Source organism: Nonomuraea sp. NPDC047897 (assembly GCF_043204415.1).
Taxonomy (GTDB): Bacteria; Actinomycetota; Actinomycetes; order Streptosporangiales; family Streptosporangiaceae; genus Nonomuraea.
The window spans coordinates 131,134-148,191 of the sequence record NZ_JBIDCC010000018.1 but is presented as its reverse complement, the minus strand read 5'-3'; the positions used below and the strand labels follow the sequence as shown (position 1 = coordinate 148,191).

At 71.9% G+C, this 17,058-nt stretch carries 15 protein-coding genes; 7 read left to right on the top strand and 8 right to left on the bottom strand.

Going from position 1 to position 17,058, the window contains the following annotated elements:
- Positions 1-151 precede the first annotated feature (151 nt).
- The gene (locus tag ACGF0J_RS33070) at positions 152-1,630 is read right to left on the bottom strand and encodes an amino acid permease (protein WP_393152257.1); all 1,479 of its coding nucleotides are present in this window, start codon (positions 1,628-1,630) and stop codon (positions 152-154) included.
- A gap of 60 nt (positions 1,631-1,690) precedes the next feature.
- Complete coding sequence (gene dxs / locus ACGF0J_RS33065; protein WP_393152273.1) at positions 1,691-3,577, bottom strand: 1-deoxy-D-xylulose-5-phosphate synthase; 1,887 nt, start codon at positions 3,575-3,577, stop codon at positions 1,691-1,693.
- 146 nt (positions 3,578-3,723) lie between these two features.
- On the opposite strand from dxs, the gene ACGF0J_RS33060 reads away from it, so the two are divergent.
- Complete coding sequence (locus ACGF0J_RS33060) at positions 3,724-4,575, top strand: neutral zinc metallopeptidase (RefSeq protein ID WP_393152255.1); 852 nt, start codon at positions 3,724-3,726, stop codon at positions 4,573-4,575.
- 126 nt (positions 4,576-4,701) lie between these two features.
- Positions 4,702-5,487, top strand: a complete 786-nt coding sequence (locus ACGF0J_RS33055) for a neutral zinc metallopeptidase (protein ID WP_393152253.1) — start codon at positions 4,702-4,704, stop codon at positions 5,485-5,487.
- 134 nt (positions 5,488-5,621) lie between these two features.
- Here the strand turns inward: ACGF0J_RS33055 and ACGF0J_RS33050 are convergent, their stop codons facing one another.
- The 6 genes from ACGF0J_RS33050 to dhaM all read right to left on the bottom strand — a co-directional run bounded on the left by ACGF0J_RS33050 (position 5,622) and on the right by dhaM (position 11,679).
- Complete coding sequence (locus tag ACGF0J_RS33050; protein ID WP_393152251.1) at positions 5,622-6,836, bottom strand: ROK family protein; 1,215 nt, start codon at positions 6,834-6,836, stop codon at positions 5,622-5,624.
- A 35-nt stretch (positions 6,837-6,871) separates the two neighbouring features.
- On the bottom strand, positions 6,872-8,134 hold the full coding sequence (locus tag ACGF0J_RS33045; RefSeq protein ID WP_393152249.1) for a sugar ABC transporter permease: 1,263 nt from the start codon (positions 8,132-8,134) through the stop codon (positions 6,872-6,874).
- On the bottom strand, positions 8,131-8,895 hold the full coding sequence (locus ACGF0J_RS33040; protein ID WP_393152247.1) for an ATP-binding cassette domain-containing protein: 765 nt from the start codon (positions 8,893-8,895) through the stop codon (positions 8,131-8,133). Before ACGF0J_RS33040 ends, ACGF0J_RS33045 begins: the two co-directional genes overlap by 4 nt.
- Positions 8,896-8,958: 63 nt before the next feature.
- Positions 8,959-10,071 (bottom strand): sugar ABC transporter substrate-binding protein, encoded by a 1,113-nt coding sequence (locus tag ACGF0J_RS33035; protein WP_393152245.1) that lies wholly within the window; start codon positions 10,069-10,071, stop codon positions 8,959-8,961.
- 947 nt (positions 10,072-11,018) lie between these two features.
- Positions 11,019-11,303 carry an HPr family phosphocarrier protein gene (locus ACGF0J_RS33030; RefSeq protein ID WP_393152243.1) on the bottom strand — a complete coding sequence of 95 codons (285 nt, stop codon included), beginning with the start codon at positions 11,301-11,303 and terminating at the stop codon, positions 11,019-11,021.
- Positions 11,287-11,679 carry a dihydroxyacetone kinase phosphoryl donor subunit DhaM gene (dhaM, locus tag ACGF0J_RS33025; RefSeq protein ID WP_393152241.1) on the bottom strand — a complete coding sequence of 131 codons (393 nt, stop codon included), beginning with the start codon at positions 11,677-11,679 and terminating at the stop codon, positions 11,287-11,289. Before dhaM ends, ACGF0J_RS33030 begins: the two co-directional genes overlap by 17 nt.
- Before the next feature lie 68 nt (positions 11,680-11,747).
- Between dhaM and ACGF0J_RS33020 the strand changes: the two genes are divergently transcribed.
- From ACGF0J_RS33020 to ACGF0J_RS33000, 5 genes are all read left to right on the top strand, one after another.
- Entirely contained in the window at positions 11,748-12,512 is a 765-nt protein-coding gene (locus ACGF0J_RS33020) for an IclR family transcriptional regulator (protein ID WP_393152239.1), read from the top strand.
- Between the two features lie 347 nt (positions 12,513-12,859).
- Positions 12,860-13,621 carry an MIP/aquaporin family protein gene (locus ACGF0J_RS33015; protein ID WP_393152237.1) on the top strand — a complete coding sequence of 254 codons (762 nt, stop codon included), beginning with the start codon at positions 12,860-12,862 and terminating at the stop codon, positions 13,619-13,621.
- Positions 13,618-14,616, top strand: a complete 999-nt coding sequence (dhaK, locus tag ACGF0J_RS33010) for a dihydroxyacetone kinase subunit DhaK (protein WP_393152235.1) — start codon at positions 13,618-13,620, stop codon at positions 14,614-14,616. The genes ACGF0J_RS33015 and dhaK overlap by 4 nt, the downstream gene beginning before the upstream one ends.
- Positions 14,617-14,737: 121 nt before the next feature.
- Entirely contained in the window at positions 14,738-15,364 is a 627-nt protein-coding gene (gene dhaL / locus ACGF0J_RS33005) for a dihydroxyacetone kinase subunit DhaL (protein WP_393152233.1), read from the top strand.
- Positions 15,361-17,043, top strand: a complete 1,683-nt coding sequence (locus ACGF0J_RS33000; protein ID WP_393152231.1) for a putative PEP-binding protein — start codon at positions 15,361-15,363, stop codon at positions 17,041-17,043. The genes dhaL and ACGF0J_RS33000 overlap by 4 nt, the downstream gene beginning before the upstream one ends.
- Positions 17,044-17,058 lie beyond the last annotated feature (15 nt).

Sequence of the window (17,058 nt, the reverse complement as noted above, 5' to 3'; positions counted from 1 at the left end):
GGGTGGGGTGTTGCGCGGTGCGGTGCGGGGGGGTTAGGCGGGGGGGGGGGGGGGGGGGTTGGGGGGGGGCGGGCGGCGGGGGGGGGGGGGGGGGGGGGGCCCCCCCCCCCCCCCCCCCCCCCGCCCCCCTTGAGGTCAGTCCCCGCAGAGATCAGGCCGTCGGCGCCTGGCCGGCGTCCTGCCGCGCCGCCCGGCTGTGGCGGTAGCCGTAGGCGAAGTAGAGCACGGCGCCGAGCACCATCCAGATCAGGAACCTCAGCCACGTCTCGACCGGCAGGTTGAGCATGAGGTAGAGGCAGGCCAGCACCGACAGGATGGGCAGCAGCGGCACCATCGGCGTGCGGAACGCGCGCGGCAGGTCGGGCCGGGTCCGTCGCAGGATGATCACCCCGGCGGAGACGACGACGAACGCGAAGAGCGTGCCGATGTTCACCAGCTCGGCCAGCGCTCCCAGCGAGATGAAGCCCGACAGCAGCGCCGACACCACGCCGATGATGACGGTGAGCCGGGCGGGCGTGCCGAACTTCGGGTGCACCCTGGCCATCCTGCGGGGCAGCAGCCCGTCGCGGCACATGGCGAACAGCACCCGGGTCTGCCCCATCATGAGGATCATGACGACGCTGGTGAGCCCCGCGATCGCGCCCAGGCTGATCAGCCCGGCCGCCCAGTTCTGGCCGACGGCGGTGAACGCGTCGGCGAGCGGCGCGGACGTGCTCAGCTCGGTGTACTTCTGCATGCCGACCACGACGAGCGAGACCGCCACGTACAGGATCGTGCAGATGACCAGCGACCCGATGATGCCGCGCGGCATGTCGCGCTGCGGGTTGATGGTCTCCTCGGCGGCGGTGGCGACGATGTCGAAGCCGATGAAGGCGAAGAACACGATCGCCGCGGCGGAGAAGATGCCGATCACGCCGAACGACACGGGCGTGATGCCGAACAGCACCTGGATGAGCGGCGCCTTCAGGCCCGCCACCTGCTCGGTCGGGACGGAGGGCGGGATGAACGGCGTGTAGTTGGCCACCTTGACGAAGAACAGGCCCGCCAGGATGACCAGCAGGATCACGCCGACCTTGATGGCCACGATCACCGTGTTGACCCGCGACGACAGCTTGATGCCGGCCACCAGCACCGCGGTCAGGATGAACACGATGACCATGGCCGGCACGTTCACCACCGGATCGTCGCCGGCGATGGCGGCGGGCAGCGGCAGCCCGATCGAGTTCAGCAGCGAGGCGAAGTAGCCGGACCAGCCGACCGCGACCACCGCGGCCGCCAGCGCCATCTCGAGCATCAGGTCCCAGCCGATGATCCACGCGGGGAACTCGCCGAGCGTGGCGAAGGAGAAGGTGTAGGCGGATCCGGCCACGGGGATCGTCGAGGCGAACTCCGCGTAGCACAGGGCCGCCAGGCCGCACACGACGCCCGCCACGACGAACGAGAGGGCGACGGCCGGACCGGCCGTCAGCTTGGCCACCTGGCCGGTCAGCACGAAGATGCCCGTGCCGATGATCACGCCGATGCCGAAGATGGTCAGGTCGACCGCGGTCAGCCTCTTGCGCAGCTGGTGCTCCGGAGCCTCGGTGTCACGAATGGACTGCTCGACGGATTTGGTGCGAAGGATGTCCACGATCTGTGACCCTTCCCACACCGGAGGTGTCCATGCGCCTCCGGAGCACCGCGCTCGCGGCTAGCGGCGGGCGGGCGGGGTCTCGACCTGCTGGCTGCGCCTGGCGACCGCCTCGGTGATGCGGCGGGCGAGGTCCTGTCCGGTCAGCCCGATCCGGCCGAGGATGACGGCCCGCTTGGCGTGGTCGAGGAACTCCTGCGGGATGCCGAAGGTGCGCACCGGCACGTCGACGTCGGCGTCGCGCAGCAGCCGCGCCACCGCGTCGCCGACCCCGCCGACGCGGCCGTTGTCCTCGACCACGGCGACCAGCTTGTGGGCGCCGGCGGCCAGGACGAGCGCCTCGTCGAGCGGCTTGACCCAGCGCGGGTCGACGACGGTGGCCGTGATGCCCTGGGCGTCGAGCAGGGTGGCCGCCTCCAGGCAGGTCTGCGCCATCGGGCCCACGCCGACGAGGAGCACGTCGGGCTCGCCGGTGGCGGCGCGCAGCACGTCCATCTCGCCCAGCTTGCCGACCGCCTCGACGGACGCGGCGACCGGGCCCTTGGGGAAGCGGACCACGGTGGGGCCGTCGGAGACGGCGAAGGCCTCGCCGAGCAGCTCGGTCAGCCGCTCGCCGTCGCGTGGCACCGCGATGCGCAGGCCGGGCACGACCTGCAGGATCGACAGGTCCCACATGCCGTTGTGGCTGGCGCCGTCGTCGCCGGTGACGCCCGCCCGGTCGAGCACCACGGTGACCGGCAGCCGGTGCAGGGCCACGTCCATGAGCAACTGGTCGAAGGCGCGGTTGAGGAACGTCGCGTAGACGGCGACGACCGGGTGCAGCCCGCCGAGCGCGAGCCCGGCCGCGCTGGTCAGCGCGTGCTGCTCGGCGATGCCGACGTCGTAGACCCGGTCGGGGAAGGCGTCGGCGAAGGCGGCCAGGCCGGTCGGGTGCAGCATGGCCGCGGTGATGGCGACGATGTCCTCGCGGTCCTTGCCGAGCCGGACGAGCTCCTCGCTGAACACGTCGGTCCAGATGCGGCCCTTGGGCTTCTCCGCGCCGGTGGCCCGGTCGAAGGCGCCGGGCGAGTGGAACTGGTCCTCGTCGTGGTTCTCGGCCGGGGAGTAGCCGCGGCCCTTCTGGGTGAGGGCGTGCACGATGACCGGGCCGCGGAAGTCGCGGGCGGTGCGCAGCGCCGCCTCCATCGCCTGCTCGTCGTGGCCGTCGACGGGGCCGATGTACTTGAGCCCGAGGTCCTCGAACATGATCTGCGGGGCCAGGACGTCCTTGACGCCCTTCTTGAAGCCGTGCAGCGCGTCGTAGACGACCGGGACGTTGCCGATCTTGTCCTTGACGTAGTCGAGGAAGTCCTCGTAGCGGCGGGTGACCCGCAGCTTCGACAGGTGCGAGGCGAGGCCGCCGATGGTCGGCGAGTAGGAGCGGCCGTTGTCGTTGACGACGATGACGACCGGCAGGTCCTTGACGCCCGCGATGTTGTTGAGCGCCTCCCAGGCCATGCCGCCGGTCAGCGCGCCGTCGCCGATGACCGCGACCACGGTGCGGTCGCGCTCGCCGCGCAGTTTGAAGGCCTTGGCCAGGCCGTCGGCGTAGGACAGCGCGGTGGAGGCGTGGGAGTTCTCGACGAAGTCGTGCTCGGACTCGGTCTGGCTCGGGTAGCCCGACAGGCCGCCCTCCTGCTTGAGCGCGCCGAAGCCGGCCAGCCGGCCGGTGAGCAGCTTGTGCACGTACGCCTGGTGGCCGGTGTCCCAGATGACGGGATCGTGCGGCGAGTCGAAGACCCGGTGCACGGCGATCGTGAGCTCGACCACGCCGAGGTTGGGCCCGAGGTGGCCGCCGAACCGGGAGCAGCAGTCGACGAGCAGGTCGCGGATCTCGCCCGCCAGCTCCGGGAGCTGCTCGGCATCGAGCCGTTTGACGTCGTGCGGTCCCTCTACCGAGTCCAGCAACCCGCTCACGGACGCGTTCCCCTCTGCTTCTTTGCACCGACGGGGTGAAGTCTAGTTCGTGGCGGGCCGCCTGACCCCATCGAGTCAAATCGCTCACATTTGTCCAATCTTGACCTAGTCTTTCCCTCACTATGAACACTCTCCCCATGAGAAGACTGACGTCACTGGTGGCCGCAGGCGTGATCGTGACGCTGGCGGGCGCCGGCACGGCGACGTCGGCCCAGGCCCAAACCCTCACCCAGAAGGAGCAGGCACAGCAGCAGGTCAGGCAGCAGGCCCAGCCGCTCGCGGCGCCGCCGCGCGGCAAGGCCGCCGCGACGGCCAACCCGCTGTACAAGACGGGGCGGCTGGCGGGCTCCAACTGCTCGCCCGGCGACCTGCCCCGCGGCAGCACCGTCGCCTACAAGCGCTTCCTGACGCGGGTGACGAGCTGTCTCAACCGGTCGTGGGCCACGCAGTTCCGCAAGGCGGGGCTGTCGTTCAGCAAGCCGCGCCTGCGGATCATCACCCGTAAGGTGCGCACGCCCTGCGGCCCGTGGGCGTCCGGCGCCGACGGCGTCTACTGCTCCACCGACCGCACGATGTACATGCTGATCACCAAGACGCAGCTGCGCAATCCGTTCGCGCTGGGCATCACCCGCCTGATGGCCCACGAGTACGGTCACCACGTGCAGGCCGTGTCCGGCATCTGGAACTACTGGGCGGTCGCCCGGACGCAGACCGGCAACTCTGGCCGGCTGCTGCTGTCGCGCCGCTCGGAGCTGCAGGCCGAGTGCTTCTCGTCGGTCTTCATGAGCACCGTCAAGGACACGCTGCCGATCAACCCCGCCGAGTGGGACGCCACCGTCGAGTGGTTCCGCAAGAACGGCCACAAGGGCTGGGCGCAGAACGACCACGGCAAGGGCTCCTCGCAGGCCTTCTGGATGAAGCGCGGTTACGCCTCCGCCTCGCCGGGCTCCTGCAACACCTGGTCCGTGTCCCCCCGCTACGTCGCCTGACCGCACATCCGCACGACCGGCGCGGTCGCGTCCCTCGGGGCGCGGCCGCGCCGCCGTTTCCGGCGCGGCCCGCGAGGTAAAGGACTGACCAACAAAACACCATGAAGTGGTCTAAGATCCGCGATCGTGCGTATTCCCCTTGTCGCAACGTCCGTCTGCGTGGCCGTGGGCCTGGCCCTGCCGGGTACGGCCGGCGCCGAGACGGCCCGGCCGGTCGCGAACGCCACGGCCGCGGCGCCGCCGGCCGTGCTGGCCAAGAACCGGATCTACCGGTCGGGCACGGCCTCCCCCCTGGCGTGCGCCGTCCCGGCGATCCGGGAAGGCAGCGCCGCCTCGGTCAAGGCGTTCCACCGGGCGATGGCGCGGTGCGCGAACCGCTTCTGGGCCGCCCGGTTCAAGGCGGCCGGCCTGCGCTACACCCCGCCCCGGCTGCAGGTCACCACGGGCAGCTCGTCGGTCTGCGGCAGGATCACCGGCAACGGCGCGCAGTACTGCAACGGCCACCGCACGGTCGCGATCCGGATCATGAAGCGGGACCTGAAGGACCCGTTCCGGATGAACATCGCACACTCCGTCGCCCACGAATGGGGCCACCACGTGCAGCAGCTCACCGGCATCCTGGACGAGTTCAACCGGCAGTACTGGCGCGCCCGCGGCTCGGGCCGCTCCCTCGTCAGCCACCGCCTGGAGATGCAGGCCGAGTGCTTCGCCGGCGTCTTCTACAGCGCCGCGCTCGACTCGATCGCCCCGGACGTCGGCTGGGCCGACTGGATCGACGCGGTCGGCGACTCGCGCGAGAGCAAGGCGCACGGCAAGCCCCGCAACCTCGCCTACTGGCAGGACCGCGGCTACACCGGCGGCTCGGCCCGCGCCTGCAACACCTGGACGGCGCCGTCGGCCCGGGTCCGCTGAGCAGGAACCTGCACGGCGCCGTCGACCCCCCGCTGAGCAGCAGGAACCTGGACGGCGCCGTCGGCCCTCCGCTGAGCAGGAGCCGGGCCGACGGGGCCGGTCGACCGCGAAGGAGGGCAGGCGGGAGGCGCCGGTCAGCCGCTGACGCGGGCCAGCGCCTCCAGCGGGTCGGCCAGCACATGGGCGAAGGCCAGCTCGGCCGCCCCCACGAGCGTCGCGTCGTCGGCCAGCGCCGAGGTCCGCAGCCGCAGCTTCTCGCGCTGCGGCGCCATCGCGTGCAGCGCCAGCCTGCTGCGCACCTGCGCCGCCGAGCCCAGGTACACCTCGCGCAGCATGCCCCCGAAGATCACCATCTTGGGGTTGAAGATGTTGACCAGGTTGGCCACGCCGAGCCCCAGCCAGTCGCCGACCCGGCCGAGCGCCTCCTGCGCCACGATGTCGCCCCGGTCCGCCGCGTCCACCACGGCCCGCACGGCGTCGCGGCCGTGCTGGGCCGCCCCGTGCCGGCCGAGCCGGCCCGCGGCCTCCAGCAGCGCCCGCTCCCCCACCTCCGCCTCCAGACAGCCCGACGAGCCGCAGCCGCAGGCCCGCCCGCCCGGGTTGACGACCATGTGGCCGACCTCGCCGCCGTAGCCGTCGTGGCCGCCCAGCAGGTGGCCGCCCGCGATGATGCCGCCCCCGATGCCGACGTCGCCGTGCAGGTAGATGAGGTCGCGCACGCCCAGGCCGACGCCTCGGCTGTGCTCGGCCAGCGCCGCCAGGTTGGCGTCGTTGCCGACGGTGACCGGCAGCCCGAGGCCGAGCCTGCGGCCCAGCTCCTCACCGAACGGCACCTCGTCGGCCCGCAGGTTGGGCCCGAACCTGATGACGCCGTCGCTCTTGCGCACGCCGCCGGACACGGCCGCGGCGGCGCCCACGCACACCGTGTCGTCGCGGGTCTTGCGCCGCATCTGCCGCGCGAAGCCGGCCAGCGCCCCGGCCAGCTCCTCCAGCCGGAACGGGCCGCGCTCACGCGCCGCCTCGCGGCGGTCGAGGATGGCGCCTCCCAGCCCCACCCGGGCCGCGGCCAGCCGGTCGGGGCCGACGTCGAAGGCGAAGACGTAGACGCGCGACGACTCCGGGCGCACCACGAGCGAGGGCCGGCCCGCGCGGCCGGTCTCGCGCGGCAGCTCCTCGCGCACCAGTCCGGCCGCCGTCAGGTCGGAGGTGAGCGCCATGATCGTGCTGCGGTTGAGCCCCATCCGCGTGGTGAGCTCGGCCCGCGAGATCGGCCCGCCCAGATGGACATGACGGAGCAGGGCGCCGAGGTTGTGGCGCCTGATGTCCTCCTGGGACGGGCCGGCACGCATCTTCTGGGGTTCCTTCGATGGCGGGAATTCGGTGCTCACCTTAGACCAGCGGCGGCCGCCCTCTTGCGCGCGAGGGCGTCCACGCCGGCCGCCAGCAGCAGCACGAACCCGGTGACCAGGTACTTGACGCTGGCGCCGTACTGCATGAGGGCCATGCCGTTGTCGATGACGGCGATGACGGCGCCGCCGAGGACGGCGTCGAGCACCCGGCCCTTGCCGCCGAACAGGCTGGTGCCGCCGATCACGGCCGCGCCCACGGCGTAGAGCAGCACGGAGCTGCCGCCGGTGTTGGGGTCGACCGAGCTGGCCCGCGACGCGGCGATGACGCCGCCGACGGCCGCCATCGACGAGCAGATCATGAACGCGCTGACCTTGATCCGGTCCACCGCGATGCCGGCCCGGCGGGCCGCCTCGGCGTTGCCGCCGACGGCGTACAGATGCCGGCCGAACGCGGTGCGGCGCAGCACGAACGTCCACAGCACGAGCAGCGCGACGATGATCGGCACCACGATGGGCACGCCGCTGAGCGAGGCGAACGCCGGGTTGAGGCTGCGCTCCAGGTTGAGCAGGTAGACGGCGGCCCCGGCGAGGACGGCCAGCGCGCCGACACGGGCGGCGATCAGCGACACCGGCTCCGCCACCAGGCCGCGGGCGGCCCGCTTGCGCGCCCGCAGGAGCTGCACCAGCGCGTAGCTCACCACGCAGGCCGCGTACAGGGCCCAGCCCAGCGCGGGCGGCAGGTTCCGCTGCGCGACGGCCTTGATGACCGGGTCGCTGATGGAGATGTTGGTGCCCTCGTTCACCAGGACCAGCACGAGACCCTGGAAGGCGAGGAACGCGGCGAGCGTCACCACGAACGACGGGATGCCGATCTTGGCGACCAGGCCGCCGAGCACGGAGCCGATGACCGTCCCGGTCACGATGGCCGCGAGCACGCCCACGTACCACGGCATGCCCATGTTGGTCAGCACGACCGCGAGGACGGCGGCGCAGACGCCGCTGGTGAAGCCGGCCGACAGGTCGATCTCGCCGAGCAGCAGGACGAAGACCAGACCCATCGCGATCACGGTGATCGCGGCGCCCTGGGTGAAGAGGTTGGCGAAGTTGATGGCGGTGACGAAGGACGGCCGGGCGACGGCGAAGGCCGTGCACAGGACGAGCAGGCCGAGCACGGCGGGCAGCGCGCCCATGTCGCCGCGGCGGACCCGCTCGGTGTAGGCGCGGGCGGTGTTGCCGATCGACGGCCGCCGGACGGCCTCGACGATGGCCTCGTCGGTCAGTTCGGTGGTCTTGCTCATCGGGTGACCCCGTTCTTCAGGCCGAGGTCCCCGCTTCGGCCGGCGGTGATCAGTTCGACGACCTGGGCGTGCGTCACGTCGGCGGTCCTGACCTGGGCGGCCATCCTGCCGAGGTAGAGCGCCGCGATCCGGTCGGAGACGGCGAAGACGTCGTTCATGTTGTGGGAGATGAGGACGACCGCCAGGCCGGTGTCGGCGAGCCTGCGGACGAGCTCCAGCACCTGGGCGGTCTGGGCGACGCCCAGCGCGGCGGTGGGCTCGTCGAGGATGACGACCTTGCTGTTCCACAGGACGGCCTTGGCGATGGCGACGGTCTGCCGCTGGCCGCCCGACAGGCTGGAGACCTGCTGCCTGATGGACTTGACGGTGCGCACGGAAAGGCCGCTCAGCGTCTGCTGGGCCAGCTCCTCCATCGTGGCCTCGTCGAGGACCAGGCCGCTGCGGCGCTCCCTGCCGAGGAACATGTTCTGGACGATGTCGAGGTTGTCGCAGAGCGCGAGGTCCTGGTAGACGATCTCGATGCCGAGCTCGCCCGCGTCGCGCGGACCGTGCACCTGCACGGGCTTGCCGTCGAAGAAGATCTCTCCGGCGTCGATGGGGTGGATGCCGCCGATGCACTTGACGAGCGTCGACTTGCCGGCGCCGTTGTCGCCGACGAGCGCGGTCACCTCGCCGGCATGGGCCTGGAACGTGACGTCGTGCAGGACCTGCACCGGGCCGAAGCTCTTGTCGATCCCGCGCACTTCGAGCAGGGGGGTCATGGGTCTCCCTCGGGGAGGGGCACGGCCGGGCCCGGCGGCGCCGGCCGTACCCCGTTCCGCTTGTTACTGGATTCCTGCTTCCGTGCACTTGGCGGCGAACTCACCGGTGCACAGCTCCTCCTTGGTGACGTACCCGTCGGCCACGACGTCCTTGACGTTCTCGATCGTGATGGCCTGCGGGTCCAGCAGCTCGGCCGGGACGTCCTTGCCGGTCTCCGGGTCCTTGACGCTGCCGCTCGCCTGGGGCTTGTCGCCCTTGGCCAGCGCCACGGCGAGCTTGGCCGCGGCGTCGGCCTCCTTCTTGACGGCCTTGTAGACGGTCATGCACTGGTCGCCCGCGAGGATGTTCTGCAGGCCCTGGACGGTGGCGTCCTGGCCGGTGACCGGCACCTTGCCGTTGAGGTTGTTCTTCTTCAGCACCGTGATGGCGGCGTTGCCGAGGCCGTCGTTGGCGGCCAGCACACCGGCGATCTTGGGCTGGCTGGTCAGCATCTGCTCGAAGATCGTGCCGGCCTGGGCGTTGTCCCAGTCGGGCACGGCCTGGTCGGGGCCCTTGACGTACTCGCCGGAGTCGAACTTCGGCTTGAGCACGCCGTCGTAGCCCTGCTTGAACAGGGTGGCGTTGTTGTCCGTCGGCGAGCCGTTGAGGTAGGCCACGATCGGCTTGTCGGCCTTCTTGTCCGCCAGGCACGCGGCCAGCCCCTCGCCCTGCAGGGTGCCGACCTTGGTGTTGTCGAAGCTGACGTAGTAGGCGGCGTTCCCGCCCAGCGTGAGCCGGTCGTAGTCGATCGTGACCACGCCCTGCGACCTGGCCTTCTCGATGACGGTCTTGCCGGTGCCGCTGTCCAGGTTGACGATCATCAGGACGGTCGCGCCGTTGGTCATCATCTGGTCGGCGATGGTCTGGAAGGCGGTCTTGTCGTTCTGGGCGTTCTGGATGTCGTACTGCACCCCGGCGGCCTTGAACGCCTCTTCCAGGTACTTGCGGTCCGCCGTCTCCCAGCGGGCCGAGGACTTGCTGTCGGGCAGGATTACGCCGATCTTGCCGGCCTTCTGCTGCGGTGAGCTCTGTGCGGTGGCGCCGGTCGTGGTCTGACCGCTGTCGCCCCCGCAGGCGGTGAGACCGAGGGCGAGCGCGGCGGCCGCGGCGGTCATGCTGAGGATCCCCTTGCGCATGTGCAGGGTCCTTTCTTCCGGAGGGGCCCGGATGAATGTTGTTTGCGGCAACGTAATCCGCGGTGGCCTGCTTGGGAAGACCCAGCGAAGGGGGAGTTTGTTGTTGCAGGTAACAATCAGGAAACACGCGGTCAACATCCCGGCCCCTCCGCGCCCCCCGCTCGCGGGCGACTGACGGTCAACCCCGGAAGCACCGGGTGACCGTTTTCCCGACGGCCGCACCACGTCGGCGTCGCGCCTGCGGACGACGGCGATCGCACGACCGCGCAGACCACGGCATGCGACGGCGATCGCATCGGCCGCGGCTGCCGCGGCGACCGCGGCGGGCGACGGCAGGCGACGGCAGGCGGCGGCGGACGACGGCGGACGACGGCGGCGGCGCCCCGGTCCGGCGGCACACCCCTGACTGCCGGGCGGAGCGGACGCGCCGCCAGACGTCCGGCGGGGACAGCCCGGTCGCCGGACCGGGCGAACGCGCCGCCGGGTCCCTACACGTCAGCGCCTCTCGTGCGAGGCGAACCGCCTCGTGTGATCGTGCGCGGAGGGCCGGCCCTCGTGAGGCGAGGAACCCCTCGTGTGAGCGGAATGGTCCGACGGAAGGCGCCGGGCCGAGAGTCGCGTACGGCGATGACGTCTTCCTCGCGACCGATCCCCCACCGAGGCAGGCGAAAGGATGGGCGGGTGCTCACCGGGCGGTGCGAACATGTGCCGCGCCGGCATGGCCTGTTGACCGAGCGCTGTGCGCGCCGGCGGATGGCACGAACGGCCTCCGGGAGGTGCGGGAACGGGCACGCACATCCGATTCCGGGACGCACCGGAGCGGGCGAGGGTATCGGGGTCAGCCGGGGGGCGCGCTGCCGGCCGGGGGGTGGGCCCGGCCGGGGGGTGGGTCCGGCCGGGGACGTAGGGGCCGCGGCTCTTCGGCCGCGGCCTCGGGGCGATCGGGGCTACTCGACGTGGGCGAGGATGTCGCTCAGCGCGGCGACCGCCTGGTGGGCGTCGGGCCCGGTGGCCCGTACGGTCACCGCGCTGCCGGCCGTGGCCCCCAGTGCCATGACGCCGAGGACTCCGGTGGGATTGACCGTCCTGCCGTTGCAGTCCAGCTCGACGGTGCTGGAGAACTGGTGTGCGGCGCGGGCGAGGTGACCCGCGGGGCGGGCGTGGAGGTTCGCGGGAAGCACCACGGTCACCTCGTGGCGGACGGCGCCGGCGGCGTCAGAGCTTGCGGACATGGCGGGCCTCCTCGGCGGAGCCGGCGACGGCGTGCAGGTCGGCACCGGACGCGGCGGCGACCACCGCGGCGACGGCGCCCTCGACGAAGGGAGCGTCGACGAGGACGACGTCGGGACGGGGGTGGTCGTCCAGGACGGCGCGGGTGGTCAGCACGGAGCTGCCGAGATCGGGCAGGATCAGGACGCCGGCGCCCCGGTCGGCGTCCTTGATCGCGTTGAGAACGAGCTCGTAGCTGGTGCCGATCCCGCCGTCGCCGGTTCCGGCCGCGGTGACGACGGGAACGGCGTCGGAGCCGATCTGCTCCACCAGCAGGCGCAGTCCTGCAGCAAGCTCGGCGCTGTGGGACACGAGTACGATGCCGACGGGTGTGCTCATGAACCGCAACACTAATTGTCGGAACGCTGTTCAGCAATACTGAATCGGAGAGCTCAATGGTCCAGGCCGTGCACAGAGCAGTGCAGATCTTGCGAGAGCTCGCCTCCGGCGGTCCCCGGCTGGGCGTGACCGAGCTGGCCGACCGGCTGGGCGTCGCCAAGCCCACGGTTCACGCACTGCTGCGCACGCTGGAGACCGAGGGCCTGGTCGCGCAGGACCGGGACAGCTCGAAGTACCAGCTCGGGCCGAACCTCGTGCAGCTGGGCAACGCCTATCTGGACACGCACGAGCTGCGGACAAGGTCCCTGGCCTGGGCGGACGGGCTGGCCAAGCGAACCGGGGAGGCCGTGTGGGTGGGGGTCCTCATGGGCGACCACGTGCTGATCCTGCACCACGCGTTCCGCCCCGAGGGCGCGGTGCAGATCCTCGAGGTGGGCGCCAGCATCCCGTGGAACACGTGCGCCCTGGGCAAGGCCATCGCCGCGTCGTCGCCGGCGGACGTGCGCGAACGCCTGCTCGCCGGGGAGCTGGCGGTGCTCACCGGCGCCAGCATGACCGACCGGAAGGAACTGGCGGGCCACCTGGAGGAGGTCATCAGGGCCGGCTACGCGGTCGAGGACCAGGAGGCGGCCATCGGGGACGCGGGCATCGCCTCGCCGGTCTTCGACCGCTCCGGCGAGGTGGCGGGCGCCATCGGCATCGTCGGCCCGGTGGAGCGCATGCTGGGCGGATCGACGCGCCAGGAGTTCGCCGTGGCGGTGCGGGAGACCGCACGCAACCTGTCCCGGGACCTGGGAGCCCCGCGCCGGGCCGCCTACACCCTGGGCGCCTAGCCGGGCGCGGTCCCGCAGCACAGTCTCGCGGCGCGGTCCCGCAGCACGGGCCCGCAGCACGGGCCCGCAGCACAGTCTCGCGGCGCGGTCCCGCGGCACGGTCCGTCCCGGCGCGGCTTGCGGCCCACCATGTGTCGAACCTCTTGACAGGCATGAAACGTGGGCTTAACTTCCGAAACAACGTTCAGCAATGATGAACGCCTGCCGGAGAGTGGATCGTCCGGTTCCCACCTGGCCGCCCAGGGTTCCGCCCGAGCAGGAGGACGCGGCGGCCCCTCCCCTGAACAGCCCGCATCACATGGAGGAGGTGAAGCGCCCCTGCCAGCGTCGGCACCGGGCGCCGTCCGATGGAAGAGAACTCCTACCCGCAAAAACTCCTCGCCGAGACGCTGGGCACCGCCGTGCTGGTGTTCATAGGCGTCGGGTCCGTCCCCGCGGCCGCGATCATCGGCGGTGACGCCCCGTTCACCATGGCGCAGCTCGGAATGATCTCGCTCGCGTTCGCCACCGCGGTCATCGCGATGGTCTACGCGATCGGCCACGTCTCCGGTTGCCACATCAACCCGGCCATCACCGTGGCCCTCGCCGCCACGCGGAACCTGCCCTGGCGCCTCGTCCCCGGCTACATCGCGGCCCAGGTCGTCGGGGCCGTGCTCGGTTCGCTCGCGATCGTGGGGGTGCTGGGGACCGAAGCGGTCGACGCGGGCCTCGGCATCGCCGCCTACGGCGAGGGAGTCGGGGCCGGCCAGGCCTTCTTCGCCGAAGCGGTGGGCACGTTCATCCTTGCCCTGGTCGTCTTCGGCGCCATCGACCGTCGTGCGGTCGGCGGCTTCGCCGGCCTGGCCATCGGCCTGGCCGTGTTCGCCATCATCATCCCGGTGGCCCCCGTCACCGGAAGCTCCATCAACCCCGCCAGAACGCTGGGTCCGATGCTCACCGGCGAGCTGTTCGGCGGCACGGTGCACTGGACGCAACTGCCCGTCTACCTGGTGGCCGAGCTGGTCGGTGCCGTCGTCGCCGGCGTCGTCTACAGCGCACTCAAGGCTCGTCCCGCGGCAGCCCCGAGCCAGGCGACCGCACCTGTCGTCTCCGAAGGAGTGCCGTCGTGAAGAAGCTCGTCAACCGGCCCGAGTCCGTCCTCGACGACGCGCTGGCCGGAATCGCGGCCGCACATCCCGAGCTGGCCGTCGATGTCGCAGGCAGGGTGATCGCCCGCGCGGGTGGCCCGAGACCGGGCAAGGTCGCCGTCGTCTCCGGCGGCGGTTCGGGACATGAGCCCCTGCACGGCGGTTTCGTCGGACCGGGCATGCTGGACGCCGCATGCCCTGGCGAGGTGTTCACCTCTCCCGTGCCGGACCAGATGCTCACCGCGGCCAAGGCCGTCGACAGCGGCGCCGGGGTGCTGTTCGTCGTGAAGAACTACACCGGTGACCGCCTCAACTTCCAGCTCGCAGCCGAACTCGCCGAGGACAAAGGCATCACGGTGGAGACCGTCCTGGTCGACGACGACGTCGCGGTGCAGGACTCCACGTGGACCGCCGGGCGGCGCGGCACGGGGGCCACCGTCTTCGTCGAGAAGATCGCCGGCGCGCTGGCCGAGCGGGGCGCCGATCTCGCGACCGTGGCGGCGACGGCCAGACGGGTCAACGCCGCGTCACGGTCGTTCGCCGTGGCGCTGACCGCCTGCACCGCCCCGGCCGTGGGGAAGCCCGGCTTCGACCTGCCGGACGACGAGATGGAGGTCGGCGTCGGCATCCACGGCGAGCCCGGCCGTCGCCGCGAGAAGATGCGCTCCGCCGCGGACATCGTCGCCACCTGCATGGACGCGATCCTCGACGACCAGCCTCTGGCCGCCGGTGAGGAGACCATCGTCATGGTCAACGGGCTGGGCGCGACCCCGCTCATCGAGTTGTACGTGGTGTTCAACGAGGTGGCGGGCGTACTCGCCGCGAAGGACGTGACCATCGCCCGCAGCCTGGTGGGCAACTACGTGACCAGCCTGGACATGGCGGGCGTCTCCATCACCGTGTGCCGGGCGGACGTCGACATGCTGTCTCTGTGGGACGCGCCCGTGAACACCCCCGCCCTACGCTGGGGGGCCTGAACCGGGTGGGGCGGGGCTGCGCATGAGGCACGGCCCAGGGGAGGCAGCCGTGCGAACCGCGCTCCGCCCCCGACCTTTCACCATCGACCCGTATGCACCGATCATCGAACGGAGACTCCCCATGGACATCGACCTCGCCCGTGCGTGGGTGCGGGCCATCGCCGTCGCCGTGGGCCGGCACAGGGATCACCTCACCCAGCTCGACTCGGCGATCGGCGACGCCGACCACGGGACCAACCTGGATCGCGGGTTCACCGCCGCTGTCGCCGCCCTGTCGGACCTCACCCCGGACACCGTCGGAGCCGTGCTCACCAAGACCGGCACCACCCTCATCTCCAGCATCGGGGGCGCCTCGGGGCCGCTGTACGGGGGCGCGTTCCGCGCCCTGGGCAAAGCGCTGGACACTCCCCTCGCCGACCCGCCCGCGTTCGCTCAGGCACTCGCCGCCGGCCTGGCGAGCATCCAGAAGCTGGGGACAGCCGCACCCGGCGACAAGACGATGATCGACGCGTATGCGCCCGCCGTGGCCGCCTTCGAGGAACGGGCTCGCCACGGAACCGGCTTCGCCGCCGCCGCGGCGGCTGCCGCGGACGCCGCCGAAGAGGGCATGCGCGCCACCACCCCCCTGCAGGCACGTAAGGGCCGCGCCTCCTATCTCGGGGCGCGCAGCGTCGGCCACCAGGACCCGGGAGCCACCTCGACCGCCCTGATCTTCCGTGCCCTCGCCGACACGGTGGCGAAGCCGTGACCGACCGTCGCGTCTACCCCGGGCGTCAGGCGGCTCCCGGCGTGGGCCTGGGAGTCCTGCACCGCACCGACCGTCTCGTGCCGAGGGCTCTGCCCGACCGGCCGCAGAACGCCCCCGACCGGCAGATCACCGATTCCTTCGACGCGGTGGCGGACGACCTCATGGCCCTGTCGTCCTCACTGCGCGCGCGGGGCAGGCGCGACGAGGCCGACATCATGGAGGTCAACGCCCTCATCGCGCAGGACGGCGAGCTGCGGGAGGAGGCCGTCGCGCGCGCCCGGCGCGGGGCACCCGTCCCGATCGCGATCCACGAGGCCGTCGAGACCTACGCCCGCACCATCGCCGGGCTGGACGACCCCACCCTCGCCGAACGCGCCGCCGACGTGCGGCAGGTCGGTCGCCGCGTGCTGACCCACCTGCACGGAGAACCCGGTCCCGCCCCCGACCAGCCGCTCGTCCTGGTCGCCCACGAGATCGGTGCGGCCGACCTGCTGGAGCCAGGGCGCGCGGTGACGGGCGCCGTCTCCGTCACCGGCGGGCCCAATTCCCACGCCGCCATCGTGGCCCGCGCGCAGAACATCCCGTTCGTGCTCGCCGTCGACGCCGACCTGCTCGACCAGGCCGACGGCCAGGAGATCCTCCTGGACGGCGAGCGGGAGCACGTCGTCGTCCGCCCCGCGGAGGAGGAGCGTGCCAAGGCCCTGGCGGCGATGAACACCGCGCGGATCCGCCGCGAAGCGCTGGCGGCCGAACGTCATCTGCCCGCCGAGACCGTGGACGGTCACGGTGTCGGCCTGCTGGCGAACGCGGCCACCGTGGCCGACGCCCGCGCGGCCGTGGCCGCGGGAGCCGACGTCGGTCTGCTCCGCACCGAACTGCCCTTCCTGAGCCATCCGGCCTGGCCCACCGGGGAAGAGCACTCGGCTGTCCTCGCCCCCATCATGCGCACGCTGGCCGGCCGGACCGTGACCGCCCGGACGCTCGACTTCGCCGACGACAAGCTCCCGCCCTTCCTGCTGCCGGGCGCCCGGCAGGGACGCATCGGCCGCGGCCTGCCGCTCATGCTGGCCCGACCCGATGCCTTCGCCGACCAGTTGCGCAGCCTGCTGCGCGCCGGGAGGGAGACGGACCTGCGCATCATGATCCCCATGGTCGCCGACGTGCGGGAGCTGCGAGCCTGTCGTCGGCTGCTGCACCGGGCCGCCGACGACACAGGCGTCGCTCCCCCGCCCCTGGGCGTCATGGTGGAGCTGCCCGAGGCCGTGGCCGCGGCCGACGACCTCGCTCGCGAGGCCGACTTCTTCTCCATCGGCAGCAATGACCTCACCTGCCAGGTCCTCCGTCTGGACCGTCGCAGCCCCGACGCCACACCGGCGATGGCCGCCCACCCCGCCGTGCTGAACGCGACAGCCGCTGCCGTGGCAGCCGCCCACCGGCACGGCAGGCAGGTCTCGGTGTGCGGGGACGCCGCCGCCCACCCCCTTGTCGTCCCGCTGCTCATCGGCCTCGGCTGCGACAGCCTCTCCGTCGCGCCTGCCGCCCTTGACGACGTCCGGGCCCGCATCCGCCGCCTCGACTCCGCCGCGTGCGGCGAACTGGCCGGCGACGCCCTCAGCCGCGAGACGGCGGCGGACGTCTGGCGACTCGTACGGGATCAGTGCGCGCCCGCGCTGCCCTGACCCGCTACTGATCCA

Bases quoted from the DNA above. Each gene is read 5' to 3' on its own strand.
- ACGF0J_RS33060 (WP_393152255.1), top strand. From the start codon at position 3,724: ATGAGAAGACTGACGTCACTGGTGGCCGCAGGCGTGATCGTGACGCTG.
- ACGF0J_RS33050 (WP_393152251.1), bottom strand. From the start codon at position 6,836: ATGCGTGCCGGCCCGTCCCAGGAGGACATCAGGCGCCACAACCTCGGC.
- ACGF0J_RS33045 (WP_393152249.1), bottom strand. From the start codon at position 8,134: ATGAGCAAGACCACCGAACTGACCGACGAGGCCATCGTCGAGGCCGTC.
- ACGF0J_RS33040 (WP_393152247.1), bottom strand. From the start codon at position 8,895: ATGACCCCCCTGCTCGAAGTGCGCGGGATCGACAAGAGCTTCGGCCCG.
- ACGF0J_RS33035 (WP_393152245.1), bottom strand. From the start codon at position 10,071: ATGCGCAAGGGGATCCTCAGCATGACCGCCGCGGCCGCCGCGCTCGCC.
- ACGF0J_RS33030 (WP_393152243.1), bottom strand. From the start codon at position 11,303: ATGTCCGCAAGCTCTGACGCCGCCGGCGCCGTCCGCCACGAGGTGACC.
- dhaM (WP_393152241.1), bottom strand. From the start codon at position 11,679: ATGAGCACACCCGTCGGCATCGTACTCGTGTCCCACAGCGCCGAGCTT.
- ACGF0J_RS33015 (WP_393152237.1), top strand. From the start codon at position 12,860: ATGGAAGAGAACTCCTACCCGCAAAAACTCCTCGCCGAGACGCTGGGC.
- dhaL (WP_393152233.1), top strand. From the start codon at position 14,738: ATGGACATCGACCTCGCCCGTGCGTGGGTGCGGGCCATCGCCGTCGCC.